The 26,746-nt window shown below is 44.5% G+C and carries 29 protein-coding genes and 1 other RNA gene; 13 read left to right on the forward strand and 17 right to left on the reverse strand.

What is annotated here, in order from left to right:
- A partial coding sequence (locus BN1234_RS04350; protein WP_054955436.1) for an ammonium transporter occupies positions 1–1,088 on the reverse strand: 1,088 nt, incomplete at its 3' end.
- 291 nt (positions 1,089–1,379) lie between these two features.
- Here BN1234_RS04350 and BN1234_RS04355 point away from each other — a divergent pair.
- Together BN1234_RS04355 and BN1234_RS04360 are read left to right on the forward strand one after the other, a co-directional pair.
- Positions 1,380–1,811, forward strand: coding sequence for a MerR family transcriptional regulator (locus BN1234_RS04355; RefSeq protein WP_054955437.1), 432 nt, complete (start codon positions 1,380–1,382; stop codon positions 1,809–1,811).
- 27 nt (positions 1,812–1,838) lie between these two features.
- On the forward strand, positions 1,839–2,513 hold the full coding sequence (locus BN1234_RS04360; RefSeq protein ID WP_054955438.1) for a zinc metallopeptidase: 675 nt from the start codon (positions 1,839–1,841) through the stop codon (positions 2,511–2,513).
- A gap of 170 nt (positions 2,514–2,683) precedes the next feature.
- On the opposite strand, the gene gltC is transcribed toward BN1234_RS04360, so the two are convergent.
- Entirely contained in the window at positions 2,684–3,607 is a 924-nt protein-coding gene (gene gltC, locus BN1234_RS04365; RefSeq protein WP_054955439.1) for a glutamate biosynthesis transcriptional regulator GltC, read from the reverse strand.
- A gap of 58 nt (positions 3,608–3,665) precedes the next feature.
- Positions 3,666–4,292, reverse strand: a complete 627-nt coding sequence (locus BN1234_RS04370; RefSeq protein WP_054955440.1) for a rhomboid family intramembrane serine protease — start codon at positions 4,290–4,292, stop codon at positions 3,666–3,668.
- 122 nt (positions 4,293–4,414) lie between these two features.
- Here BN1234_RS04370 and tpx point away from each other — a divergent pair, with 122 nt between their 5' ends.
- A complete protein-coding gene (gene tpx, locus BN1234_RS04375; protein ID WP_054955441.1) occupies positions 4,415–4,933 on the forward strand; it encodes a thiol peroxidase in 519 nt (172 codons plus the stop codon).
- A gap of 73 nt (positions 4,934–5,006) precedes the next feature.
- On the opposite strand, the gene BN1234_RS04380 is transcribed toward tpx, so the two are convergent.
- The 3 genes from BN1234_RS04380 to BN1234_RS04385 form a co-directional block, all read right to left on the reverse strand.
- Positions 5,007–5,399 carry a DUF1499 domain-containing protein gene (locus BN1234_RS04380; RefSeq protein ID WP_054955442.1) on the reverse strand — a complete coding sequence of 131 codons (393 nt, stop codon included), beginning with the start codon at positions 5,397–5,399 and terminating at the stop codon, positions 5,007–5,009.
- Positions 5,400–5,566: 167 nt separating this feature from the next.
- A non-coding RNA gene (ssrS, locus tag BN1234_RS21750) (6S RNA) lies at positions 5,567–5,757 on the reverse strand.
- 35 nt (positions 5,758–5,792) lie between these two features.
- The gene (locus tag BN1234_RS04385; RefSeq protein ID WP_054955443.1) at positions 5,793–6,602 is read right to left on the reverse strand and encodes a YesL family protein; all 810 of its coding nucleotides are present in this window, start codon (positions 6,600–6,602) and stop codon (positions 5,793–5,795) included.
- Positions 6,603–6,778: 176 nt separating this feature from the next.
- Between BN1234_RS04385 and BN1234_RS22595 the strand changes: the two genes are divergently transcribed.
- Positions 6,779–6,883, forward strand: a complete 105-nt coding sequence (locus tag BN1234_RS22595; RefSeq protein ID WP_211751792.1) for a YjcZ family sporulation protein — start codon at positions 6,779–6,781, stop codon at positions 6,881–6,883.
- A 95-nt stretch (positions 6,884–6,978) separates the two neighbouring features.
- On the opposite strand, the gene cshA is transcribed toward BN1234_RS22595, so the two are convergent.
- On the reverse strand, positions 6,979–8,562 hold the full coding sequence (gene cshA, locus BN1234_RS04390; protein ID WP_054955444.1) for a degradosome RNA helicase CshA: 1,584 nt from the start codon (positions 8,560–8,562) through the stop codon (positions 6,979–6,981).
- A 291-nt stretch (positions 8,563–8,853) separates the two neighbouring features.
- Here cshA and BN1234_RS04395 point away from each other — a divergent pair, with 291 nt between their 5' ends.
- The 3 genes from BN1234_RS04395 to BN1234_RS04405 all read left to right on the forward strand — a co-directional run bounded on the left by BN1234_RS04395 (position 8,854) and on the right by BN1234_RS04405 (position 11,492).
- Positions 8,854–9,675, forward strand: a complete 822-nt coding sequence (locus tag BN1234_RS04395) for a YitT family protein (protein ID WP_054955445.1) — start codon at positions 8,854–8,856, stop codon at positions 9,673–9,675.
- 171 nt (positions 9,676–9,846) lie between these two features.
- Positions 9,847–10,041 carry a hypothetical protein gene (locus BN1234_RS04400; RefSeq protein WP_054955490.1) on the forward strand — a complete coding sequence of 65 codons (195 nt, stop codon included), beginning with the start codon at positions 9,847–9,849 and terminating at the stop codon, positions 10,039–10,041.
- A 284-nt stretch (positions 10,042–10,325) separates the two neighbouring features.
- A complete protein-coding gene (locus BN1234_RS04405; protein ID WP_054955446.1) occupies positions 10,326–11,492 on the forward strand; it encodes a putative glycoside hydrolase in 1,167 nt (388 codons plus the stop codon).
- A gap of 137 nt (positions 11,493–11,629) precedes the next feature.
- Here the strand turns inward: BN1234_RS04405 and pfkA are convergent, their stop codons facing one another.
- The 3 genes from pfkA to BN1234_RS04420 all read right to left on the reverse strand — a co-directional run bounded on the left by pfkA (position 11,630) and on the right by BN1234_RS04420 (position 14,120).
- Positions 11,630–12,601, reverse strand: coding sequence for a 6-phosphofructokinase (gene pfkA, locus BN1234_RS04410; protein ID WP_054955447.1), 972 nt, complete (start codon positions 12,599–12,601; stop codon positions 11,630–11,632).
- A 20-nt stretch (positions 12,602–12,621) separates the two neighbouring features.
- Entirely contained in the window at positions 12,622–13,704 is a 1,083-nt protein-coding gene (locus BN1234_RS04415; protein WP_054955448.1) for a tetraprenyl-beta-curcumene synthase family protein, read from the reverse strand.
- A 218-nt stretch (positions 13,705–13,922) separates the two neighbouring features.
- Entirely contained in the window at positions 13,923–14,120 is a 198-nt protein-coding gene (locus BN1234_RS04420; protein WP_054955449.1) for a cold shock domain-containing protein, read from the reverse strand.
- Positions 14,121–14,304: 184 nt separating this feature from the next.
- Here BN1234_RS04420 and BN1234_RS04425 point away from each other — a divergent pair, with 184 nt between their 5' ends.
- The 5 genes from BN1234_RS04425 (at position 14,305) to BN1234_RS04445 (ending at position 18,226) form a co-directional block, all read left to right on the forward strand.
- A complete protein-coding gene (locus tag BN1234_RS04425; protein ID WP_054955450.1) occupies positions 14,305–14,538 on the forward strand; it encodes a hypothetical protein in 234 nt (77 codons plus the stop codon).
- Positions 14,539–14,542: 4 nt separating this feature from the next.
- Positions 14,543–14,728 carry a hypothetical protein gene (locus tag BN1234_RS04430; protein WP_054955451.1) on the forward strand — a complete coding sequence of 62 codons (186 nt, stop codon included), beginning with the start codon at positions 14,543–14,545 and terminating at the stop codon, positions 14,726–14,728.
- A gap of 196 nt (positions 14,729–14,924) precedes the next feature.
- The gene (pepF, locus tag BN1234_RS04435; protein WP_054955452.1) at positions 14,925–16,715 is read left to right on the forward strand and encodes an oligoendopeptidase F; all 1,791 of its coding nucleotides are present in this window, start codon (positions 14,925–14,927) and stop codon (positions 16,713–16,715) included.
- Between the two features lie 83 nt (positions 16,716–16,798).
- A complete protein-coding gene (locus tag BN1234_RS04440) occupies positions 16,799–17,119 on the forward strand; it encodes a LapA family protein (protein ID WP_054955453.1) in 321 nt (106 codons plus the stop codon).
- Positions 17,120–17,191: 72 nt separating this feature from the next.
- Positions 17,192–18,226, forward strand: coding sequence for a M42 family metallopeptidase (locus tag BN1234_RS04445; RefSeq protein ID WP_054955454.1), 1,035 nt, complete (start codon positions 17,192–17,194; stop codon positions 18,224–18,226).
- Positions 18,227–18,365: 139 nt separating this feature from the next.
- Here BN1234_RS04445 and BN1234_RS04450 read toward each other — a convergent pair whose 3' ends face one another.
- The 7 genes from BN1234_RS04450 to hemE all read right to left on the reverse strand — a co-directional run bounded on the left by BN1234_RS04450 (position 18,366) and on the right by hemE (position 25,210).
- On the reverse strand, positions 18,366–20,312 hold the full coding sequence (locus BN1234_RS04450) for an ABC-F family ATP-binding cassette domain-containing protein (protein ID WP_054955455.1): 1,947 nt from the start codon (positions 20,310–20,312) through the stop codon (positions 18,366–18,368).
- A 47-nt stretch (positions 20,313–20,359) separates the two neighbouring features.
- On the reverse strand, positions 20,360–21,163 hold the full coding sequence (locus BN1234_RS04455; RefSeq protein WP_054955456.1) for a DUF92 domain-containing protein: 804 nt from the start codon (positions 21,161–21,163) through the stop codon (positions 20,360–20,362).
- A gap of 24 nt (positions 21,164–21,187) precedes the next feature.
- Positions 21,188–21,811 (reverse strand): fumarylacetoacetate hydrolase family protein, encoded by a 624-nt coding sequence (locus BN1234_RS04460; RefSeq protein WP_054955457.1) that lies wholly within the window; start codon positions 21,809–21,811, stop codon positions 21,188–21,190.
- A gap of 1 nt (position 21,812) precedes the next feature.
- Positions 21,813–22,589: a glycerophosphodiester phosphodiesterase gene (locus BN1234_RS04465; protein WP_054955458.1), complete on the reverse strand. Its 777-nt coding sequence runs from the start codon at positions 22,587–22,589 to the stop codon at positions 21,813–21,815.
- A 54-nt stretch (positions 22,590–22,643) separates the two neighbouring features.
- Positions 22,644–22,841 carry a hypothetical protein gene (locus tag BN1234_RS04470; RefSeq protein ID WP_156337143.1) on the reverse strand — a complete coding sequence of 66 codons (198 nt, stop codon included), beginning with the start codon at positions 22,839–22,841 and terminating at the stop codon, positions 22,644–22,646.
- A gap of 316 nt (positions 22,842–23,157) precedes the next feature.
- On the reverse strand, positions 23,158–24,108 hold the full coding sequence (hemH, locus tag BN1234_RS04475) for a ferrochelatase (protein ID WP_054955460.1): 951 nt from the start codon (positions 24,106–24,108) through the stop codon (positions 23,158–23,160).
- A 46-nt stretch (positions 24,109–24,154) separates the two neighbouring features.
- A complete protein-coding gene (gene hemE / locus BN1234_RS04480; RefSeq protein WP_054955461.1) occupies positions 24,155–25,210 on the reverse strand; it encodes a uroporphyrinogen decarboxylase in 1,056 nt (351 codons plus the stop codon).
- Positions 25,211–25,443: 233 nt separating this feature from the next.
- Here hemE and BN1234_RS04485 point away from each other — a divergent pair, with 233 nt between their 5' ends.
- A complete protein-coding gene (locus BN1234_RS04485; protein ID WP_156337144.1) occupies positions 25,444–26,655 on the forward strand; it encodes an MFS transporter in 1,212 nt (403 codons plus the stop codon).
- Positions 26,656–26,746 lie beyond the last annotated feature (91 nt).

Raw genomic sequence — 26,746 nt, forward strand, 5'->3', positions numbered from 1 at the left:
CCCGCCACACCGTGAACAGAGAATGCATAAACCGGATCATCTACTCCTTTGCGTTCGAACCACTGGGCTGTAAAGAAGGTAATACTTCCGGCTACTGCACCAATAACAACCGCTGCCCAAGGTTCAACGAATGCACAAGCCCCTGTAATCGCCACAAAAGCGGCAAGCACACCATTCAGCATGCTTGGTATGTCCCCTTTGCCCAGAACCATCCATGAAACCAATAAAGATGCAAGAGCTCCTGCAGCCGCTGCAATGTTCGTATTGAGGGCTACAAAGCCGAAGAATCCGTCCGCTAATGCTGATATGGTACTGCCCGGGTTAAATCCGAACCAGCCAATCCATATAATCAATACACCGAGAACCGAAAGCACTTGATTGTGCCCAGGAATGCTGTTCGGTTTGCCATCTTTGTTGTATTTTCCAAGGCGGGGTTTGAGCAAAACTGTTGCAACTAATGCTGCGGTGGCACCGGTTAAATGTACAACTGTGGAGCCGGCAAAATCCTGCATTCCGAGGTTTCCAAGCCACCCTCCACCCCATACCCAATGAGCAACGACGGGATAGATGACGATGGTAAATAAAACACCAAATATTATATAGACACTTAGCTTTGCCCGTTCTGCCATACCTCCACAAGCAATCGCAAGTGAGACAGCGGCGAAGGAGAGATGAAATAAGAACATGATTGTGGTTGGAACATCATAACTAGCCAATGAATTGAAAGATGCCGCCATATTATCTCCGCTTAGAAAGAAACCCTCCAGGCCGAAGAAACTATTTCCGTTGCCAAAAGCCAGACCAAATCCCATTGCCCAAAAAGCAACTACACTGATCCCGAATGTCAACATTGTCTTACCTGCAACATGACCTGCATTTTTCATTCTTACTGAACCAGCCTCAAGCAGTGCGAATCCGGCCTGCATAAAAAATACAAGTAATGCAGCCAAAAATACAAATACCGAGTTTAATCCAGCCTGAAGTTGCGTATTCGTCGCTTCCCCCTCTGCGAATGCACTAACCGGGAAAGCAAGCAAGGCACCTATAGAACTTATGCACATGATTGACCCTAACAACCTCTTTTTCATTCTCCCCACTCCTTAATGTAAGATTATATAACACCAAAATGCTTGTTAATTGTCATTATAAGCACATGATTAACGTTGGGCAATGGATTAATAGTCAAATATACGCATTAATCCATCTTTTATGTTATATAATATAACATAGGAATGAAATCATTCTAGAAAACCGCATTAAAGCATAACGTTTGACTGTATGGTTCACATTCATGTATCATATTTCTAACAGGAAATTATATATTTATAAATCATACAGGCCTGCGGGGTGATAAAAACGTGAGAAGTATTAGTGCACGCATGAATCTGTATCGCATAGGTGAACTGGCCAAGGCGGCGGGGGTTAGTGAGAGAACGATTGACTATTACACCAAGTTGGGTTTGATCCACCCTGAGAAACGAACTGTTAAGAATTACCGTTTATACAGTCATGAAACTTTAAACACGCTTAAACGTATTAATCAATTAAAACAAGAGAAATATACCCTGGAAGAGATTAAGCTTACGCTGGAACGCTGGAAATCCGTTGCTGAAGACGATGAAGTAACCGATAAATTGACCAGACTGGAAATTCAGATTCAGCAGCTGGAACGGGAAGTGAAGGAACTTAATCCGCTGCTGAAGGACTTGAAGCCTAATCAAGCACGTGCGGCATTAACCAATCTGCTTCCAAAGGGTGCGGCTTGCATTGAGTCGCTTCAAATATTACTCAACCAATTCACATCAATGTAGTGACAATATTAAATTGGAGGTTATTCAATGGACCCTATGTTTTTTCTTATTATTATCGCATTTATATTCACCCTCGTTGCTCAATTCCGGGTAAAGGGAACCTTTAATAAGTGGGCACAGGTTGAAAATGCAAATGGCATAACCGGTTATGAAGCAGCACGTCGCATGCTTGACTCTAACGGCCTTCAAGATGTGCCCATCGAGCCTGTGCCCGGTGCTTTGACAGACCACTATGATCCGATTAAACGTGTTGTAAGATTGTCTGAACCTGTGTATTATGAGCGTTCGATCTCCGCTGTCTCTGTTGCATGCCACGAAGTTGGCCATGCCATTCAGCACAAGGTAAGCTATCCAATGCTTGTTGCCCGTCATAAAATGTTCCCTATCGTTAATTTCGCTTCCGGTATCGCTCCGTTCCTGTTCATTGCCGGATTCCTGTTCCAGGCCTTCAATCTGATCGGACTTGGTATCATCTTCTTCTCGGCTGCTGTGGCTTTCCAGCTCGTTACACTGCCAGTCGAATTTAACGCTAGTAACCGTGCACGTGAAATCATGGTGTCCGAGGGTTATATTACGAACGAGGAAGAGCGCGGTGTAGCTAAGGTCCTGAATGCAGCGGCTTTAACTTATGTAGCAGCAGCTCTTCTATCCTTGCTGGAACTGCTCCGTTATATTATGATCTTCCTTAACAACCGCGACTAAAGCAAAAGATTTGAAACAAGCATGAAATACTCCTCTTGCGACAGACAGGTGAAATTATTGAACCTGTTTCCGTAAGGGGAGTTTTTTTGGGGGCAGCATATGAAGAAAAGGGTTCCGGAAGGATTAATGATCCTTCCGGAACCCTTTATTAAATTAATAATTAATAATTACTATGTGGTACAATCCTTAGCCGGCTTGGTTGTGGAATCAAGCCCAAAATAATTAAGCAAAAATGTTCTAAAGGCTTGAGCCACAGGAGATAGTTTCTCATCCGTACGATGAATAAGTCCAATGGAGCGAGTTACTTTAGGTTCAGTAATAGCCACTCTCGCCGGGTGCAGCGGATTCGTCTGGAACAGCGCCATTTCCGGAAGCAGACTCACTCCCATACCTGCTGCGACCAGACCACGGATCGTATCCGTCTCCTCTCCCTCAAATGCAATTTTCGGTGTAAAACCAGCCTCGAGACAAGCATGCCATACAATCGGACGAAGGGAATAACCCTTGCTAAAAAGAATAAAACGCTCATCTTTAAGCTGCTCAAGTTTAATACTTTTTTCATCCGCGAGCGGATGATTGGGAGGCAGGATAGCAAATAACTCTTCTGTCAGCACAATATCACCCTCAACCTGGTCATGTCTTTCCGGAAAAGGGGATACGAACGCCAGATCAACCTCGGCAGAGATAACATCGCGAATAAGTGTCGGGTACATACCTTGTTTAAAGCGAAATTTCACATTCGGGTATTTCTTGCGAAATTCAGCCACGACTGACGGAATCAGCTGTATCCCAAGGCTATGGGGAAATCCTATCCGGATTTCACCCTGCTCGGGGTCTAGAAACTCATGAATCTCTGTCACTGCACGATCCAGATCCTTCATAATGCCTTCCACTCGTTTGCAAAACAATTGTCCGACAGGAGTTAGCTGTAGATTACGCCCCTTTTGCATGAACAGATTCACGCCAAGCTCTTCTTCCAGCTGATGAATCTGGCGGCTTACCGCTGACTGGGCTACATGAAGCTCCTCTGCCGCTTGAGTAACGTGTTCTTTCTGCGCAACCTTTACAAAGTATTGCAACTGTCTTAATTCCACGCAATTATCGCTCCATTCTACATTCCCTTACTACTTCTTTAATATAATTCCTACACGTTCACGATGTGCGTCGTTTGAATATACGAATCATTAACCCGTAAATGAAGAAACCGCCAATCAATCCACCAAAGTGGGCCATAAATCCGATCCCCGGGGCAAACGAAAATATAATACCCATGATCAGCAGTGTAAAAAGCATCTTTCTTGACGCTTCATCCAGCATATTACGCTGGAACAAGGCAATGTATAAAAACGCCCCGTACACGCCATAGATTGCGCCTGAGGCACCGACAAGCACTACTACTGAGTCATTGACATAGTTGTAATTGTAATACGCAACACTGATGATATTGCCGAGTATCCCGCTAAGCAGATATAATAACGCATACCTCATGGATCCCATAATCCGCTCCAGCGGCGGCACAATCACCAGCAGTGCAAAACTGTTAAAGAACAGATGATCGAACCCGTTATGCAAAAAAATAGCCGCAATATAACGCCACCATTCGCTGCGAAACGGCTCGATGTTCGTAACAGCTCCATATTCAAGCAGAGTAAATTCGTTTGTAGACCCGCCATTGAACGTCAAGATCAGGAACATGACGATGTTTGCGAGTAGCAATAACGAAGTGACAGGATAATATCTCAGATAACTTTTCCAATTTTCATAACGAACAAATATCATGGCATCCCCCTATCCCTTAATCGAAACCCATGCTCGCCTTAGGTGGACATTCCCTTTTTAAAAAGATTATAATGTACCTTGAACTCGATCACCAAACTTTGATATTCAAGGAGGAGATATTCATGGCTCAAGAACGTACAGGTGTTGCAACATTCAAAGGTAACCCGCTTACACTAATCGGACCCGAACTTCAAGTAGGTGATACAGCTCCTGATTTCACAGTCAGCAAAAATCTGCTGGAAGATGTTTCTCTTAAGGATTTCGCAGGTAAAATCAAATTGATCAGCGTAGTCCCTTCCCTGGATACTGGCGTATGTGATGCACAGACACGCCGTTTTAACGAGGAAGCAGCAAGTCTCAGTGAAAATGTTGTTATCCTAACTGTCAGCGCAGATCTGCCATTTGCTCAAGCTCGCTGGTGCGGAGCTGCGGGTGTTGACAAAGTCATCACGCTGTCAGATTATAAAACCCGTTCTTTCGGGCAAGCTTATGGCGTACTGATTAAAGAGTTCCAACTCGACATGCGTTCCATCTTTGTTGTCGATCAGAACGATAAGATTTCGTATGTGGAATATGTCAGCGAAATGACTGAGCATCCAAATTATGAAGCAGCAATTGAAGCCGTTAAATCATTGTCATAATCATCATCGTGCGTCTACATATTATCAGCCGCACTTTTAAAAGCGGGAGAGCAGCTCTCCCGCTTTTTCATGTTTAACCTTCGATTTTGTGCTTGGCAAGCTTTTTGTCCAGAACTGAAAAAAGATTTATAATAACTCGATAGTTCGCTCCCAAGTCACCCAAGGAACCACGGGAAGCTGAATACATATCAACAGCGGACCGTACCGGGCCTGTTCCAAGTACAGATACGGTAATATCCAAGGTTCGTCCAAATGAGGTCTTCTTCTCTATTGTAATTTCGCCAACGGACTGAACCTCATGAAGCACTTTGTAACCTGGTACTTTTTTGAGTGTTGAGGATACTTCTTCAAAACATTTCTCTTTTGAGAGATTGTAATAACGCGTTTTCAGCTTGGGGTCTTTAGCACGGTCGCTTGTGCCGTCATAGCTGCGCACGATCCCCGTTAGAACTCGTTTTAATGACAAAGACCGTTCCTCCTTTATAAATGACCGTTCCCTTTTCACTCTCTAGTTTAACATTGTTTAAGCTCCCAGCAAACCTTTATTCTATGTAAATTAATGTACTTTTATTATAAAAAAAAACGCCCCTTCATATCGAATAACTCGAATGAAGAGGCGTTTCATCATAAACTATGTAACCCGCCAATGCCGTCCGGTAACATTGTCTTCGAACCTGCGTAAACAGGTGGGTGACCTCAGATCCGTATATGAATTCCCCTTGTCATATAGACAGGGCTGTTCAGCCACGAAACAATGTCGATCTCCCGAGACATCGTCATTGGTTCAAAACAACGGATTACCGAAACGTACATCGCAGGATGTAGTCTTATTATAGGGTCTTTTTCCGAAAAAGTAAACCTATGATTTTCTCGATTTCGACGGTTTATCGTCTGATTTCACATGGTCCATCTCTTCAAGCATCGCTTTTTCAGCAGATTCTTCCTCTTCCAACTGCTTCATTCGTTCTGCCTGCTCCTGCATCTTCAGGTATGTTCCATAGAAGTTAAAGAAGGCCAGTACAGCCATAAGAGAGAACAAAAAGAAGATAAAGAGGACAGGCATCTTCGTACCGATGAATATTAAGACAGCGCTTCCGGCCAATGTCGAAAAGACACGGAATGGACGAATCAGTGTGAGCAAAACCGCATTTTTTAATAATTGAACGGTTTTCATCTCGTAATGCACAACCATAGAGAAAAAGTTAAACATCGACACAAACAATACCAGAAGCAGCACTAACATGATAATACCGACAAGCTGCATTCCCTGAAGTTGTGTCATATAAACCGTGTAATCCACATACATGATGACGAATAGCAATGTGTATACAAAGCCACCGATCATTGCTTGTTTGTAGTTTTCTTTGTAACCTTTGAAAAAAGTCTTAAAAATCGGAATGTCCGGGTCACCCATGACCCATTTTCTCACTACTGTGAACAATGCTGCTGTTGCCGGAAATACTAGAAATGGGGCCAATATTCCCATCACCCAGTTAGCCATTAGCTGTTCATTGTGAGCATCAGGTGTTTGCATTGCCATTAAAATCTTTGTAAACAGCACAAATAAAAAAGGCGATGAACATAGCACCCATAAAATATTGGTGAAAGCTATGCGGGTAATCCATTCGGTTATTTTATATAAGCCACCCATGGCTCCCTTCATTTCCAAAACGTTTCCTCCTCACTAAATCTCATGCATGTATATATTAATATAACCTATTATATACATCCGTGACCAGAGCCTAATTTAGATTAGAATAGTCATTCATCCAAACTCCGTGAGCATTTCCCCCATATGATATGGACGTAGTACATTACAACCTTACAAAAAGGAGCTGAATGTTGATGTCTTGTTACGGTGGCGGCGGTTATGGCTACGGTTCTGCTGTAGGTATTGTATTGGTTCTCTTTATCCTGCTGGTAATTATCCTCCGGGCTTTTTACATCTAAAAAGATAACCATTCCTCATTCAAAAAAAGACGGGGATGCCGGAATTAGTCGGCATCACCCGTCTCTTTATGCTATGCGGAAATTTCCCAATCCGATTAGCCTTTGTATGAATCGTCATTGCTGCGGTTAGGACGACGATCTCCGCTGTTCGTACGCGGTTTACGGTCACCGCTATTGTTGCGATCACGGTTGTATCCGCCACTACCGTCACGGTTGTATCCGCCCTTGGAGTATCCCCCGCGTCCGCTACCACTGTTGTTACGGTCACGGTTGTATCCACCGCTGCTGTTACGGCCGTATCCACCACCATTAGAAGGTTTACGTCCGCTGCGGATATCCGGTTTCCGGCGTTTAGCACGAATCGGATCTTCCGGTGTAAGCTGTACTTCTGCTTCTTTTTTAGCATCGCCAGTCAATAGCTTCATAGCCGCTGCAAGCAATTGTACAGAGTCATATTGCTCCAGAAGCTGAATAGCCAAACCTTTATACTCGTTAAGCTCACCATTCTCGACAATTTCGAGAACCCGCTCTGCTGTAACACGCTGTTTACCTTCAATAGCCTCAGCCATCGTAGGAAGCGGTTTGCGCGGAATACGGTGGCGTGTTACACGCTCGATAAAGTGTAAATGATCAATTTCCCGAGGAGTTACAAAAGACCATGCAGTACCTTCTTTACCAGCACGTCCTGTACGTCCAATACGGTGTACATAGCTTTCCGGATCTTGAGGAAGGTCAAAGTTCACAACATGGGAAACGCCTGACACATCAAGACCACGTGCAGCTACGTCTGTCGCAACCAAAACATCGATGCTTCCGTCACGGAATTTACGCATTACGGTATCACGCTGATGCTGGGACAAATCGCCATGCAGGCCGTCCGCAGAATAACCGCGTTTTTGCAGCGCTTCAGCCAATTCATCTACCCGGCGCTTCGTACGTCCGAATACGATTGCAAGCTCTGGAGATTCCATATCAATCAAACGGCTGAGAGCTTCAAATTTTTGACGCTCCGGCACTTCGATATATGCTTGATCGATCAATGGAGCAGCTACATGTTTAGGAATAACGGATACATGTTCGGGATTTTTCAGGAATTGCTGTGCAAGCTTATGAATGTTAGGAGGCATGGTGGCTGAGAATAGCAAAGTCTGACGTTCTTCTGGTACTTGCTTCAAGATGGATTGAATATCCTCCATGAAGCCCATATCCAGCATTTCATCCGCTTCATCCAGAACGACGGTTTGAACATCGTCGAGGCGGATCGTTTTTCTGTTGATGTGATCAAGCAAACGCCCTGGTGTTCCGATAATAATCTGAGGCTTCTTTTTCAAAGCGCGGATTTGACGGCCGATATCTTGACCGCCATAAATTGGAAGGGAGCGAATCCCTTTAAAACGGGCTAGTTTACCGATCTCTTCGGCAACCTGAATCGCCAATTCACGAGTCGGGGTCATTATGAGTGCAACAATCCGTTCCTCTTCTTTAGAGATCTTACTGATCAGTGGAAGGCCGAAAGCAGCTGTTTTACCAGTACCTGTCTGCGCTTGTCCAATCATGTCTTTACCTGAGATTGCAATTGGAATAGACTGTGATTGAATCGGAGTGGCTTCTTCAAAGCCCAGCTCTGTTATTGCCTGGAGCACCTGGGGCTCCAAGCCAAAATCTGCAAATGTTTTCAATAGGTTCATACTCCTTCTATATAGTGGACATACCACTTTCTTCTCTGTATTCTTAAGTAGCGGTAACGTTCATAGGCTTTCCCGGCCCGCAGAATCTTCTGCACAAAGGTGAGCCGTTGTTTTTTCTTGCCGCCAGTCCTTGGGTCGGCTAATGTATAATCATCCTGTTAAGCATCCAAAGTTTTCATAGTAACGGACTACTCAAGAATATCCAACACTCATTATACCACAAAACAAATCTGGAATACCAGCAAGCTCCTTTTACTCATACTACTTCAGAGGTGATACCTTTTGCTTAAACAAATTTGGAGCTATGTCGTCATTCTATTCAGCGGGCTCGTCATTGCATGCGGATTTAATCTTTTTTTGATCCCTCATCATGTACTTAGCGGAGGGGTATCCGGCCTTGCCATGCTAATCGGCTACTTCTCCCCATTTAATATTAGTGTCATGTATTTTGTACTTAATATTCCAATCCTGATTGCAGGATGGATAAAACTGGGTAAACGGTTTATATGGCTCAGCATCGTGTCCGTTATCGTGGTTACGGTCTTGCTGGAGATTATTCCAGTTACCCCTGTTGCTTCTGACATGCTTTTATCTTCTGTATTTGGCGGTGTTCTTGTAGGAGTCGGCGGAGGCTTGTCCTTTCGCATTGGAGGCTCAACAGGAGGGTTTGATATCATCGGCTCCATCGTTACCCGTTATCGGGACTTTCCGGTCGGAACCTTGCTTGTAGGAATGAATACCTTGGTAATTCTTGCCGTGGCCTATCTCGAAGGAGACTGGAATCTGGCCCTGGCATCCATGCTGTCGATATATGTTACCGGAAAAGTGATCGACCTTATTCATATCAGCCACATCAAAGTGACGGTGTTCATTGTTACAGATCGAACGGAGGTACTGCTTGACCAATTACTCAAACGGCCTCGTGGAATTACGAAGATCAAGACCGAGGGTGCCTTTAGCCATAAAGAAAAAGACATGCTTATGACCGTTACGACAAGATATGAGCTTGCAGAACTAAAAAGTATTATTACAAAGACAGATCCAGAGGCTTTTGTTAATGTTGTTGAAACGGTTGCGGTCATGGGGCAATTCCGCAGAAGTTAGTTTTTTCCAATCCTAAAGATAAACATCAATAATTTGTGGTATAATATCCGTGTACAGTCCTTACAATATTCTTGAGGAATTCTTAACAGCCCTCAGCAATTTTCTGAGCTTTTCCGTTTTACTGCAGACGTCCAGCCTAACCTAACGACTAGGAAGGAAAGGGTGATTTTTGTGGAAATGGAAACTGTAAAACTGTCAGAAATCGTCTTGAAATGGTTTCCGGACATGATGCCTTTCTTTAGACAGAACGAGCTCAATTCCGTAATCGTTCTGCGGGACGGCTTAAGTATTCTGGAAGAGGACGATGCATTAGAGATTATTCAATACAGTATTTATGAGCATCAGAATCAAGCGTACCTTCATTAACATTTTTATAATCGTCAAAAGATTTTACTGTAAGTGCCGTTTTTCCCGGGTATCGACCGTGGAGAGGCGGCATTTTCCACCTTTTCTCCCTACAAAATTTCTATCCTTTTCTTAACTTTCCGTTTAATCCCTTTCGTTTTCGTTTAAAAACACAAGGTAACTGGTTTATATAAAAAACCCCCGTCAATTACAATCTCATCTTCTAAGTAACAAACCTGTTCTTTTTATTAACTGGATTTCCATTATAATCAATTCGGGAATGCATATAAGGGAGAGAAGCAATTATGAACATCATCTTAGCATTACTGATCTGGGCAGCAGGAGGTATGGGAACAATCCCACAAACAGACGGACAGGCGGTCAGTTTGATTCAAAGTTCCGTAAATTCCGCTATGCAGCAGAACAAAGAAAACACGAATGCTAGTCCACAATCAGCGGTTAAGGAAGACCCCCAAGAAGAAGCGCCTAAAGTTAAAGGAGTTTATGTTACTGCATATAGTGCGGGTGGATCACGCATGAATGAGCTCGTTGATTTATTAGACAAGACGGAATTAAATGCGATGGTTATCGACATCAAGGATGATGAAGGATACATAACTTATAAGACAGATAACCCTAAACTTCTGGAAATGGGAAAGCCTCAGCCGTTCATCAAGGATATGGATAAATTAATGAAGCGGCTTGAGAAGCATGATATCTATCCTATTGCGAGAATTGTGGTGTTCAAGGATACGATTTTAGCCAAGAAAAATCCCGAGCTTTCATTCCGAAAGGCTGATGGCAGTGTATGGGCGAATGGCGGTGGTGACAGCTTTGTTAACCCATACAATAAAGAGGTGTGGGATTATAACATTGAAATCGCCAAAGAAGCAGCCAAACTCGGATTCAAGGAAATCCAGTTTGATTACGTACGTTTTCCGGAAGGGTTCGAGAAACGCGCTGACTCTCTAAAATACACAAAAAATGATCAATCGCGTGTAGATATTGTCTCGGAATTTGTGAAATATGCCCGTAAAGAACTGGCTCCACTCGGCATTCGAGTGTCTGTTGACATTTTCGGGTATGCTGCTTCTGTTCCTGCTGCTGAAGGAATTGGCCAAGACTTCGTTAAAATTTCCAAGCATGTCGATGTAATCAGTCCTATGGTATATCCGAGCCACTACACCACCGGATGGTTTGGTTCCAAAGTACCCGACAAGGCACCTTACCAGACGATCAAAGGCTCCATGCAAGATACTCATAAAAAACTTGACCCGCTTGGTTCGTATAAACCGATCATCAGGCCTTGGATTCAAGATTTTACAGCCAGCTGGCTCGGCAGCGGCAACTATATGAAATATGGAAAGAAAGAAATTGAAGAACAGATCCGGGGGCTCAAAGACATGAATGTTGATGAATACCTGCTCTGGAATGCAGCAAACCGTTATACCAAGGACGTAAATTACAAGTAAACTGTACTGATGAATATGATCGAAAAGTCCGGCATTTCTTGCCGGGCTTTTTTTATGCTCTCTAGAATCCCTTAACAAGGCATGTTGAACCTGAAAAAGTCCCGCAGGATTTCCTGCGGGACCGATAACACTAAAGCTTACTGAGACAGGCGCAATGCAAGCTCGTACATATCCATATCGAAATCTTTCTTCGTATTTACGACTTTATCAATATCCGTAAGAACGAGTTCGCCTTTAATGAGGCCACAGCCCTTATCGGACTCCCCTTGAATTAGACTGCGGACAGCAAAGTCACCTAATCTGCTTGCAAGGTTACGGTCAAACGGAGTAGGAGCTCCACCACGCTGAATATGACCCAGAACCGTTACACGTGCATCAATGGAAGCATGACGCTGCTTAAGCTCCTCAGCGATGTCTTCCCCACGTCCAACACCTTCGGCCACAATAACAATACTGTGACGCTTGCCTTTCTCGAAATTCTCTCTCATCCGATTGGCAATTTCATCCATATTATACGGTACTTCCGGCACCAGAATCGCCTCAGCACCTGAAGCGAGACCTGCATGTAATGCAATGTCTCCACAATGACGTCCCATAACCTCTACAACAGAAGAACGGGCGTGTGACGACATGGTATCACGCAATTTATTAACAGCGTCGACCACTACGCTTACTGCAGTGTCAAAACCAATTGTGTAATCGGTGAAAGAGATGTCATTGTCAATGGTACCCGGCAGTCCCATCGTTTTGATTCCCAGCTTGCTTAGTTTATTCGCACCTTGATACGAGCCATCACCGCCAATTACAACAAGGCCATCAATACCATGCTGATTCAGTACATCCGCACCTCTCTGCTGGCCTTCAAGCGTCTTGAATTCCGGACAACGAGCAGATTGGAGGATGGTTCCCCCGCGTTGAATGATATCGCCCACACTGCGCAGATCCATTTTGTAAATCTCGTTGTTGAGCAAACCTTGATATCCTCTTTGAACTCCATACACTTCAAGCCCATAATACAAACCGCTCCGAACAACGGCACGCAATGCTGCGTTCATCCCTTGGGAGTCTCCCCCGCTTGTTAATACTGCGATTCTTTTAACTTCTGCCATGTAGTTATTCCTCCTTATTGTCACTCATTCTTATGTCTGCGGATCCACTGACTGTTGACAAAAAAGAAAAGACGCGTCATCGGACTTCCCTTCATCAACCGTCTGGATATGGAGCGAACTAATTCTTGTTCGCTGACTTTGGGATCGGATAAATATAAAGCCAGTAATCCCTCAATGATCATGCGATGAAAAGAGGCTGACGGGATATTCCCGATGTCCTTCCGCGCCCACTCAACAATGGAGGTGATACGGTTCAGCATCGTTTCGGCGTCTTCATAATAATTGCAGAAGTTGAGATCGCCCCCGATTCTGTCTTCATCCTGATCGATTAGATAATCCAGCATAATGTGGAGACTGCATACATTGGGAAAATAAGATGCATGAATGGCAGACGCATCCTTATCGTCCAAAAACGGGTCCGTTGCAGCCAAAAACAACATGAATACCCCAAGAGTGGAACCTGTTGCAGCAGCAAATTCATTCCATCTCAGATGAGGTGTCAGATGGGCATGCTGTGACCACCAATCCAATAGTGCAGCCTCTCTTTTTTCCGGGTGGATATGCTTATACACCTGCAGATCAACATACAGCTTGGCCAAATCAAGTATGTACAGCTTGGCGGCTTCATATCCTGCAAGTTGACTAATACATTCTCGACAGGTCTGTACCAGGCGTCCAAGATAACCGCCGTCTTCTTTTTCCGATCGCAGCAAATAATAATCCGCCGCCTCCCGATCCGGAGATACAGCATCAAGCATGGATTGATGCAGCTGTCTGAAATCTGCAGGGTCCAGGGAAGTACTGCGATCGCATAAATTATCGAGATAGTCACTAATCGTTTGATATGCCACAATTAATGGAATCAATATATGCTTATCTGGTAAGCTTGCCGCAGCATAAACCGCTCCGCCCTGACAATGAAATTTTTTGGTCTCAATGCTGGCAAGCGCCTGCTTTCGGAGTTCTTCGTCAGGAATTTGTTCGGCGTCTAAACGCCACTTTTCCAGCTCGGCTTCCACTTCCGGGAGTATGTATTTATACACTCGGCTCATAAGGCTAACCGGACTTCGCGGAACTTTGCGGCTCAGCTCTTGATCATTCAATGAACTCTGCCTCCACATGGTTGTCTTATTTTATAATATCCAAATCAAACCTATTATAATATGATCATCAATTTTGCACAAATAACACATATCACATCATTTATTATAAACGACAAAAAGACGCAGATCTTGTTCAAGATCTGCGTCTTCATGCCTAGTAAACAAACGTTCTGATTAAGAAATTTCTTAATCTATAAGATCTCCAGAATGGAGTTAACTTACAGTTTAGTTACGTTGGCAGCTTGAGGACCACGGTTACCTTCAGTGATTTCGAATTCAACCTCTTGGCCTTCTTCCAAAGTTTTGAATCCATCTCCTTGGATTGCGGAGAAGTGTACGAATACGTCTTCGCCACCATCAACCGAAATGAAGCCGTAACCTTTTTCTGCATTAAACCATTTAACTGTACCTTTCAAATGAACAACCTCCTAAAAATACCGCCATCTATGGCGAATACAGATATTATATCCCATGTTTTCTCACAATGCAATCTGTCATTTTTTCTCAAATGGCCTTTTTTTACGTTTTTCTTATTTGCTTTTCCGGCAGATAGTGCGTTATCATTTACGAAAAAGCCCAATTGTAAACGGAGATATGCATATGATAAAAAAACATGAAATTTACAAGAAAGACAAGTGGAACATGATGACGGTCGAGGTTCAGGGCCGGTATATTATTCTCCGGGAAATTTCCGACCAATGGGGAGAAGAAACACATACTTTCATGAGCCGGCCAGCCTTAGTACAATGGGCTGAAAACCGTTTTTCTAAAGAAGAATATGAAGGAGAGGAAGAAGAATGGCAGCGCATCATGAACGCCATCAAGCAGGTATAGCCTGATGGATTACACGAATGCGGTAATCTTCATTATTCTTGCTTTCAGCCTTGGGCTTATCATGATCATGAATAAAGACCGTATACCTCAGAAGATTCGGAGAGGAATGGCCTTGACCTCTATCGCCTTGATCCTGTTTGCCTTCTACATTATTGTATATAGTTTGTTCACGATGGGTTCCTCTTCCTAATTAATGGATGAAAGCAATGAGCGCGCGGCATACTATCCTGAGAAGTTTTTAACGAGGAGGTATACCCATGAAGTCTGGAAAAGCACTTTGCCTGACTTTGGCGCTCATTCTCCTTCCCTTTCCTGTTATACATTCTGACAGTTCTGCAGAAGGAGCCCGGTCTATATCATACTCTCATCATTTAAGGAGGATTCACATGGATAAGATTCTGAAACGTTCAGAAGTACCTGCCGAGCATCAATGGAAACTGCAGGATTTATTCCCGGATCAACAAGCTTGGGACAATACTTACAGTGAAGTTCAGCGTTTAATGAAGACCGCAAAGGATTTTCAAGGCAAGCTAGACAATGCTGATTCCATCAAAAAGGCTTTTGAGCTTGAAGATGAACTGGGCCTGCACACCGAAAGATTGTACGTTTATGCCCATATGCACCATGATGAAGATACTGCGAACCCTACATATCAAGCGCTTACGCAAAAAGCAAGAAAACTCAGCGTTGAGGTTGGGGAAGCCCTATCCTTCGTCACTCCTGAAATCCTGGCACTTTCAGAAACCGAACTTGATAAGCTGATTGCTGATCCTTCGTTAGCAGATTACAAATTTACGCTCACGGAAATGAAACGCGAGAAAGCTCATATTCTGTCTAAAGCAGAGGAAGCGCTTTTGGCTCAGGTAGGAAATTTGTCTTCTGCACCGCAAACGATTTTTGGAATGATCAATAATGCTGACATGAAATTCCCGAAAATCAAAGACGAGAACGGTAAAGAAGTGGAATTGACACACGGCAGTTACATCCAGTTCCTTGAAAGCCCTGACCGCAAAGTGCGCGAAGCCGCATTCAAAGCGGTTTATGAAACATATGGTAAACAAAAGAACACCATTTCCGCTACACTCACGGCCAACGTTAACAAGAATATTTTTTATTCCCGTGTACGTAAATACCCTTCCGTTCTGGAAATGTCTCTGTACGGAGACAACATTCCGAAGGAAGTATATACAAACCTGATTGATACAATTCATGAAAGCCTGCCCCTTCTCCATCGTTACATGAACCTTCGCAAGAAGCTTCTCGGTGTAGATGAGCTTCATATGTACGATCTCTTTGCACCTCTGGTGGATGAATACAAAATGGATATTACCTACGAAGAAGCTAAGAAGACGATCAAGGAAGGCCTTCACCCTCTCGGTGAGGATTATCTGAATAATCTTCAGGACGGTTATGACAACGGCTGGATTGATGTATATGAGAATGAGAACAAACGAACAGGTGCTTACAGCTGGGGCGCTTACGGCACACACCCTTACGTTCTGCTGAACCATAAAGACAACCTGAACAGCATGTTCACATTGGCACATGAAATGGGCCACGCTTTGCATTCGTTCTACTCAGACACAAACCTGAAATATCGTGACGCCCAATATACCATTTTCCTAGCTGAGGTTGCTTCTACAACGAATGAAGCGCTCTTGATGGATTATTTGCTCAAGAAATCAACCGATCCGAAGGAAAAAATGTACCTGCTTACGTATTATGCAGATCAGTTCCGTACAACGGTATTCCGTCAAACGATGTTTGCCGAATTTGAGAAGATCGTCCACGAGCGTGCTGAAAGCGGCGACTCCCTGACACCACAGGAGCTTTCCGAAATCTACTATGACCTGAATGTTAAATATCATGGTCCAGACATGGTTGTAGACAAGGAAATCGGCATGGAATGGGCACGTATTCCTCATTTCTACAACAGCTTCTATGTATATAAGTACGCAACAGGCTTCTCGGCAGCAACCAGCTTCTCCAAACAGATTCTTGAAGAAGGCCAGCCTGCCGTTGACCGCTACATCGGGTTCTTAAAGAGCGGCGGCAGTGATTTCTCCATTAATATTCTGAAAAAAGCAGGAGTGGATATGTCCTCGCCTGAACCGATCCGGGAAGCGATGAGTGTCTTCGAAAATGTCATTTCTCAAATGGAAGAGCTGACAAAATAAGAAATTGATCGAGCGAATCCTGTAATAAAATCCCTTGCCCATGCCGGCAAGGGATTTTATACTGTGATGGAGGAGGTATCCAAATGAAAATTCAATGGTCTCTGATTGCCGGACTCTTATTCGCATTACTAACGGCGATTTTTGCCGTCATTAATGTCAACCCTGTAAATGTAAATCTATTTTTTAGAACCGTTCAGATCCCTCTGATTCTGCTCATTATCGGCTGCACGCTGATCGGAGGCATCATTGTCGGCTCATACGGCATATACCGGCAATACCGGATGCAGAAAGAGATCAAACTCCTGACAGGACAGCTTATACATATTCAGGAAGCCACAGGCTACACTCCCGATCTCATAAGAGACCAGGAAGCTAAACCCGAAGATCAGAGTGATCTCTCCTAATAGTTAATAATCCATAGAAATCATCTTCTATCATCAATAGCCAATCATTTTCAAGTTAGGAGTGTGTACTACATGTCGATACAACCCAATGAAAATTACGTTCTATCCTTACTCAAAGAATTACTAGATACACCGAGTCCTACCGGATATACTCAGCGTATTATGAAACGAATCGAGCAGGAAGCTGCTTCTCTCGGCGTGCAATTGAACTGGAACCAGAAAGGCGGAGCCATTCTGACGGTACCCGGTCAAGATGACAGCTATACCATCGGTTTGAGTGGTCATGTGGATACACTCGGCTCCATGGTACGTGCCATTAAACCGGAAGGTACTCTCCGTCTGACGAGAGTCGGAGGCTTCATGATGAACAGCATCGAGAATGAATACTGCATCATCCATACCCGCAGTGGACAAACCTATACAGGAACCATTCTATCGACGCAACCGTCCGTTCACGTATATGAAAATGCCCGGACTTTTGATCGTCATGAAAGTCACATGGAGGTTCGAATTGACGAGCTTGTAGAAACGGCAGACGATGTGAAAAATCTCGGGATATCAGTAGGCGATTATGTCTCTTTCGATGCTCGTGCTGTTATTACACCAAGCGGCTACATAAAATCCCGCCACCTTGACGACAAAGCAAGCGTAGCTGCACTGTTTGGTCTGCTGGAATCCATGAAGCGTGAAAATTGGAAGCCGCGCTGTAATGTGAAAATTATGATCTCCAATTATGAAGAGGTTGGCCACGGAGCAGCTTATATCCCTTCTGACATTAAAGAAATGATTGCTGTTGATATGGGCTGTATCGGAGACGACCTTAGCTGTAAGGAGACCGATGTGTCAATCTGTGCCAAGGATTCGTCCGGTCCTTACGATTATGAGATGACAGGACGTCTTATCGAACTGGCAAAGGCTGAAGGAATTCCTTATGCAGTTGATGTATATCCTCATTATGGTTCAGATGCCTCGGCAGCCCTTTCCGCCGGAAACAATATCCGCGCTGCACTCATCGGGCCTGGAGTTCATGCCTCCCATGCCATGGAACGTACACATAAACAGGCTGTGCTGAATACAACCAAACTGCTTGCAGCTTATGTAAAGTAAGTTTAAGAAATGAAACAGGGGCTGCCCGGAAGTGATGAACAACTCGCTTCATGGTTGAGAATTGATCAACCATGAACATGAAGTTGTTTATCTTCCGGGCAGCCCCTTCTTTATATGCTTGCTAATTGAAGCTCAACTCTTACCCCTTGCTCTGCTCAATCCGTTCAGCCAATTCATTGAGATAAGTCCAGCGGTCCATCAGGCGCTCCAGCTCTGCTTCACCAGCCTGCAGCTCGTTCATTAATTCCTGTAGTCGTGAAGCATCACTTGCAGCGGTTTCCATTTCAGACTGAATCCTGGCTATTTTTGCTTCTTCAGCCTCAATCAGCCCGTCGATCTGCTCATATTCCCTCTGTTCGTTATAGCTGAATTTAATCTTCTCACGCGGCGCTTCTTTTGTTGAAGAAATCGCTTGTTCTCCTTGTCCCTTATTAGGACTGCCAGCCGGTGCTTCCCCTTTCTTCGGTGAAGATACTCCTCCGTTACCATGACGGGCCATCCACTCGGCATATTCACTATAAGAACCGACGTGCACCCGGATCTGTCCATCGCCTTCAAATGCCATAATCTTCTCCACTGTCCGGTCCAAGAAAAACCGGTCATGGGATACAACGATGACGACACCTGGAAATTCGTCAAGATACTGCTCCAGCACGCTTAATGTCTGAATATCCAGATCGTTAGTCGGCTCGTCAAGCAGCAGGACATTGGGCGCGCTCATTAGAACCCGAAGCAAATATAATCTCCGCTTCTCCCCGCCTGAGAGTTTCGCAATAGGAGTCCATTGCAGTGCAGGCGGAAACAAGAACCGCTCTAGCATCTGAGCTGCCGTTATGGTTGCTCCCTCAGCCGTACGCACGACTTCAGCTTCATCCTTGATATATTCGATAACACGCTGATTACCATCCATATCCTGATGTTCCTGAGTAAAATAACCCAGCTTAACGGTTGGTCCTGTAATCACTTCTCCCCGGTCGGGTTCAAGCTTGCCCGCAATCAGGTTGAGCAGAGTGGATTTCCCGCTTCCATTCGGTCCTACAATACCGATTCGATCTTCGGGAACGGCAATATAAGAAAGATCATCAATCAGAATTTTATTACCAATCTGCTTATGAAGATGATCAATCTCTAATATCTTCTTGCCAAGTCGTGCAGAAGCTACTGAAACGTCGAGCTCAGCAGAAGAATGAACAAGCTCTTGTTCCTTTAACGCTTCAAAACGTTCAATTCTAGCCTTCTGCTTAGTCGATCTGGCTTTTGCTCCCCGGCGCATCCAAGCCAGTTCATGGCGGAACAGATTTTGTCGCTTTTGTTCAGCAGCAGCTTCCCTCTCCTCCCGCTCTGCCTTTAACTCGAGAAATTTGCTATAGTTCGCTTCGTATCGGAACAGACGTCCATGGTCCAGCTCCAGCATAACATTGGCTACCCGATCCAAAAAATATCGGTCATGGGTAATCATAAGAAGCGCACCGCGGCGTTTCTGAAGATATTGCTCTAACCAAGCAACAGAATCGTTATCAATATGGTTAGTTGGCTCATCTAAAATAAGCAAATCAGACGGCTGAATCAATGCAGCTGCAAGTGCTACACGTTTTCTTTGCCCGCCGGAGAGAGAACCCATCCTGGCCTCATAATTGCGGATTCCTAATTTGGACAGCACCGTTTTAGCATCACTTTCAAGCTGCCAGGCCTGCAGTGCATCCATGCTTTGATTAAGCTTCAGCAGCTTTTCCTGCAGCTCCTTATGCTCAGGATTAATCTCTAACAATTCCATCGTTTCCGTATAGTCGCGAATGAGCTTCATCTCTGGGAGATCCCCCGAAAAAACCTGCTGCAGGACCGTATTATCCGGATCGAATTCAGGATTTTGAGCCATATACTGAATTCTAATCCGGTTTCCTAGCGAGATTTTCCCGGAATCAGCAGGCTCAAGCCCTGCAATAATCTTTAGAAAAGTCGATTTCCCTGTCCCATTTACACCAATCACACCAATTTTATCTTGATCCTCCATACCGAAGGAAGCATCCTGAAACAATATTTTATCGCCATAGCTTTTGGTTAACTGTTCAACCGTCATAATATTCATCGATTCATTTCCCTACTTGTCATTGGATTTAAAAACGTTTATGGCATTTACAACAATCCTGCTGCGAGCCATGCTACAAGCCCCCCGATCATCGAGCTGATCAGGTTTACAGCATCATTCGTCATCCAGCTCCACCCGCCGGAGCGTTTCGTTTGTTCACCGCAATGTTGATGAACCTCTACGGCTTTACCACATACGGAGCATTGGTACATTTTCTGTACGGTTGCACCCATCCATGAATCGGTGAATGCGCCAGCTAACCCGCCCAAAAGTCCTGCCGACACATAAGTCATGAAATGAGATTCCAGCCCTGACCACTGGCTGAACAACCAGGCACCGGCACCGATTACAACTCCACCCAAGGCAGCCGCCATGGAACCAAGCCATGATACCCCCCCTGATGTTCCTGCCGGAAGCTGCTTTCCATTCAGGATAGATCTAGGAGGCTTTCGGCTTAGACTCCCGCATTCCGTAGCCCATGTGTCTGCCGTAACCGTAGCCATGACGCCAACGAAGAGAAGTTTCCATGCCTCATGTGGATATATAAAATGCAAAAGACACAATACCATACCGATTCCACCATTGGCGAATACCTGTCCTGCATCACGATTTCCTGTTTTGGCGTATGATTTCTCTAAATCCTGTTTACTGCTCTGCCGGTATTTGGACAGCACCGTAGATGTGAAGAAAAAAAGAAGCAGGGTTCCAAACCAAAACAGGTTCCCTGCTCCATAATAAATCGTACCCATAAGAATGGCTGCTATCGCTCCAGATCCGGATAACGATTGTTTCTGATAAGCTGCTCCTGCTACTATTAGTGCACCTAATGCACCAACCAGCCAGTTTAACACTTAACCACCTCTATATATCTGGATCTACCCGATTTCACAGCGACCAAGCCGCAAATCGCCCCAGAATAATTCAAAAACATCTCCGCGTTCTACCGGACCCACTCCAGCAGGTGTACCCGTAAAGATCAAGTCTCCCTTACCTAAACCATAGTTTTCACCAATGTAGTCAATGATGTCCTGGAGTGAGAATATCATGTCTGCTGTGTTGCCGCGCTGTACTTCTTCTCCATTTTTCAGCACTGTAAAATCAACATCAGACAGGGAATCATTTCCCGGGAAAGGAATGGAGGGAGTCAGAGGCGCAGAGTTCCTGAATCCTTTTGCTGCAGTCCAGGGATGTCCCTTCTTTTTAATGACAGTCTGAACATCTCTCAAGGTAAAGTCAATGCCAAGCGCCATAAATTCGATCAGCTCATCTACTTTCATCCCTGGAACATACTCCTTGGACGCTTGAATGACAAGCTCCCCTTCAAAATGAACCGTACCACGACCCTCCGGCATCACCAAGACACTGCCATCCAGTGGAACAACCGCATGAGACGGCTTGAGAAAAATCATAGGCTCGTCCGGCACATCATTACCTAATTCAGCTGCGTGAAGCCGGTAATTACGGCCAACACAATATACGTTATTGACTAAAGCACACATCTTAGAACCATCCTCTCCATTTTCGCCAAAACGGAATACGCGGTGCAAATTTGTTCAAAAATAACTGTCCCCAGGTATCGGGCCGATTGGTACATATCATGATCTCCGGATTCATCCTGGCCAGGGCTGCCATACTGCGTCTATCATCTACCGTCCAGGCCATAGGTGTAATCCCGTTTCTGATCAGTTCAGCTGCAAAAGATGCATCAAGATGAGAATACCCGATGGACAGAAAGGAACAGCCCATTTTTTTCAATCGGGACAATAAGTCCCGCGGGTGTGCATCGATAATCAGGCCAACTTGTACATCAGAGTCTATATCCTTGGCTCGAAGAAGCGCTTTGGGCTCAAATGATGTCAGGACGACGTCGGACATCATCTGATGTTCACGAAGTCTCGTAAGTACAGTTGCCTCAAGCCCCGGGTACATATCTCCACTCGTCTTTAATTCAATATTCAGTTTCAAGCGTCCTTTAACGAGTGCCAGCACTTCATCCAAAGATGGAACTTGTTCCCCTTGAAACTGCCGGCCTTTCCATAACCCGGCATCCATAGAGCGGATCTCCTTCCAGGTAAGATCCTTCACCTTTCCTTTCCCGCTGGTCGTCCGGTCAACCGTATAGTCATGAATAACTACCGGAACACCATCTTTTGTTAACTGAACATCAATTTCCATCCAATTGACAAAAGGCTCATTCATCGCCAATTTAATGGCGGCTTTCGTATTCTCTGGCGCTTTAGCGGAAAACCCGCGGTGAGCCACACATAAATTGTTCACGTTAGATCCTCCTCCGTGATTCTGCTGCTGCCACGTTATCCGCCCTCACAATAATCACTGCGTTTGGTGAGTCGTAATTAAATAATCATAATGAGAGGAATCCAATGTACCCGGATTATAGTTTAAAGGTACAGGATTCGGAACCTCTTCTTCTATATTAAAATAATAAAAAATTAAAATAGCAATAACAATAATAAGAAACAAGTTAATAAAGGTCCATACACGCAGCTGAGTTGTTTGTTTTGTCTTCATTTTTTCTTTTTTTCTTTCTATACGTGATGGGTACATAATCCACCCCTATTCCCTTCTCATATGCGGCTCACTATGAGCTCTTCTATTATAGCAAATAACCATCAACCAGCAGAACAGAAACCATTTCGTATCCCGCCACATTCAGGAAAAAGAAATACTATAAGGAACTATAAGCAATTTTGCAAATAATAAACAATAACCCTCCGGCAGGCCGGAGGGTTATTTATCTTATAACATCAGCATGATGCGCAGAATACTCAGATGAATAATTTACTTTCAGCCTGCACAGCCTTCAATTATAAATACTGATGATCTTTTACTCAGCGCTCGCTTGCTCCCATGCCTTGATGACACAATCACTCAATGTCTCCATGTAAAGTGGATCACTATTGAGCGAGTCGATCCGCTCTAAACGCATGTCCATCTCTTTAGCGACTGCTTTTGCCTCGATATCCAGGTCATACAGCACTTCAAGGTGATCGGATACGAACCCGATGGGAGCTACAAGCACATCCTCAACTTGTTCCTGATTCAGAGCCTGAAGAGTGTCCAGAATATCAGGGCCAAGCCAAGGTTCATGTGTTCTTCCGGCACTTTGCCATGTGAACTGCCACTTTCCTACCTTCGCTTGTTCAGCAACTGCTTTAGATGTTTGAAGCAACTGGTCCTGATATGGATCCCCCATAGACAGGATTCGCTCAGGCAAGCTGTGGGCGCTAAATAATACACGGACGTTATCCCGTAGTGCACCTGCTTCCTCAAACAGATCAAGCTTAGCACTTACCCGCTTGGAAAGCGCCTCAATCAACGATGGATGCAGATGATAGCTTTCGACAAAAGAGATGCGGAGTCCCATTTCGTCAGCTTTTGCCTGGGCACGCTTCATATAAGTACCCACACTCATAACAGAATAATGCGGTGCAAGAACGATGCCGACCGCTTGCTTGATGCCGTCCTTCACCATCTGTTCAACACCATCTTCGATAAAAGGAGCTGCATGCTTAAGCCCCTGATAGCATACAAATTCTACACCTTCTGAACGCTTGTCACGGTTAAGCGTATCCTGCAGCTTACGCACTTGATTATCCGTGTTCTCACGCAGCGGAAATACGCCGCCAACAATGGCCTCATACCGGTCAGTCAATTCCTTAAGCTGCTCTTCAGAAGGTTTGTTTCCGCGCCGAATATGTGTGTAATATGCCTCAATATCCTCCATACTCTCAGGAGTTCCGTAAGACATAACCAATACCCCTATTTTATTACTCAATGTAATCACCTCTACTGTTTAGAGTACCTGCAACTATTTACCCGATTTATGGACGAACCGTCTCTTTAAGCGCCTCAGCCGAATACTCATGAATGTATTCTGTTAGTTCACGCAGCTTATCCAATGAGGCCTCAGGGAACAACCCATGCCCTAAATTGAATATATATCCCGGTTCCTGGATTCCCTCATCGATCAATTCTTTCGCATACTGTTTAATAACTTCTATAGGCGCAGTCAGAACGGTAGGGTCCAGGTTCCCTTGCACAGCATACTTCCCGTTTAGCCGCTTACGTCCTTCCGGAATAGAGACCCTCCAGTCCAGGCCAATAACATCGGCTTGCAGTCCGGTTAGTGTCGGGAGCAGTTCACCCGAGCTGACGCCTGGAAAATAAATTTTAGGTACATTCAAATCCTGAAGTTCGGCAAAAATACGAGTAATCGTTGGAAGCACATATGTCTGGAAATCACGAGGAGAAAGTGCACCTACCCAGCTGTCAAAAAGCTGAAATGCCTTTCCACCGTTAGCGACATGGGCTCTTAAATATGTAATGACCATATCTCCAAGCTTGTCCATTAAAGAAAACCATACCTTAGGTTCACTGTACATCATTTCTTTCGTACGTAAATAATTTTTGGATGGACGGCCTTCAATTAAATAGCTTGCAATGGTAAATGGTGCGCCCGCAAACGTAATGAGCGGAACGTCCAGCTCACGGTCAAGAATACGGATCGTTTCAAGGATATGCCCGAGATCACCCTCCACATCCATGGGGCGAAGTTTCTCAACATCAGCGCTGCTGCGGATCGGATTATCAATCACAGGACCGATGTTCTTCACGATATCAAAATCTACTCCAATCGATGCTACAGGATTCATAATATCCGAATATAAAATGGCAGCATCTACGCCAAGCTTACGAACAGGCATCAAAGTTACCTCTGCAGCCAGCTCAGGCTGTTTGCAAATCTCGAGAAGTGAATATTTCTCCTTAATTTTACGGTATTCCGGATCATATCGGCCTGCCTGCCGCATATACCATACGGGAACATGCTCCACTTCCTGCTTTCGACAGGCTCGTATAAATTGATCATTATATGCCATGACTATGCCCCCATCAATGTATATAGAATATTCTAAAATCCATTATGCCCTTTTTAAAAGACAGTAACAACCGTCTTATCTGGTATTCATATGAATATCCGATGACAATACTATGACATTATTTACTTTTGGGTATATATTTATTGTGCTATACTGAAAAAACGGCATTTTTTGAAACTATACTTTTTCCTCTGTTTTGGGAAGGACAGCTTAGAAAGGAAGTGAAGAGCTCCTTGCAAACATGGAAAGTAAACCTCATTGTACTATGGTTCGGGCAATTTTTGGTCAATGCAGGTATGACTATGATTACTCCCTTTCTGACGTTATACCTGGCACATGATTTAAACGTAGTAGGAGAGCATGAGATAGGAGTATGGGCAGGCATGATCTTCGCCGCCAACTTTTTAACTTCATTTATTTTTCAGCCTATTTGGGGAAAGGTTGCAGATAAATACGGCCGCAAGCTTATGCTTCTACGGTCAGGATTCGGTATGGCTATCGTTATCGCTTGCATGGGATTCGCTACACATCCTTGGCATCTCCTTGTGCTTCGCCTGCTGAATGGTACGATCTCCGGTTTCAATCCGGCTGCCATTTCTCTTGTATCCGGCACAACACCCAAGAACCGAATGGGCTTTTCGATGGGGATTATGCAATCCGGTCAAGTTGCCGGTACCATTCTTGGTCCTTTGATCGGTGGATTACTGGCAGATTGGGTCGGTTTCCGTCCGATATTTTATATTACAGGTACGCTGATCTTCGCAGCATCGATGCTCGCTCTATTTCTCGTTAAAGAGAATTTTAATCGTGAAGAAGCTGCACAGGTTCCTCAAGTTTCGGTGTTAGGCGGTTTGAAAGAACTGAGCCACACTCCACAGCTTCCTGCATTGTTCGCTGTTACCTTTCTGCTTCAGTTTGCTATGATGAGTCCGATGTCCCTATTACCGCTTTATGTGCAGAAGCTTCACGGCTCAGCCGTGGATATTGCGCTCTGGTCAGGATTTGTCATCGCGGTTACGGGATTATCCAATATGATCGCCTCACCGATTCTTGGCAAACTAAGTGATAAGGTCGGGGCTCACCGTATATTAACCTATGCACTTATCGGTACAGGTCTCACCTTGATTCCCCAGGCGTTTGTCCAATCTGTATGGCAGTTAATCATTGTTCGGTTTATGATGGGAGTATTTATGGGCGGATTGCTTCCAAGCGTAAATGCGTTGATTCGCTCCTACACACCAGATGGCATGGAAAGCCGTTCATTCGGTTTTAACACCAGCGCTCTTGCCCTTGGCAATATGCTTGGTGCAATGATTGGCGGATTTTTATCCGGGTTTATCGGTATTGAGGGGCTCTTCCTCGTCTCGGGAAGCCTGCTCATCATCAATATGATCTGGGTTCGAACCAAGCTGTACGCCAAAAAGCGTACGCCGAATTTCAGATAGATAACAATTAGATAGTGAAATATTAAAAAACCCAGCATACGAACGGATTCCTGATCTATAGGAAGCCGGACGTATCTGGGTTTTATTTTGC

Origin of the sequence: Paenibacillus dakarensis (assembly GCF_001373415.1) — a bacterium.
Lineage (GTDB): Bacteria > Bacillota > Bacilli > Paenibacillales > Paenibacillaceae > Paenibacillus_AQ > Paenibacillus_AQ dakarensis.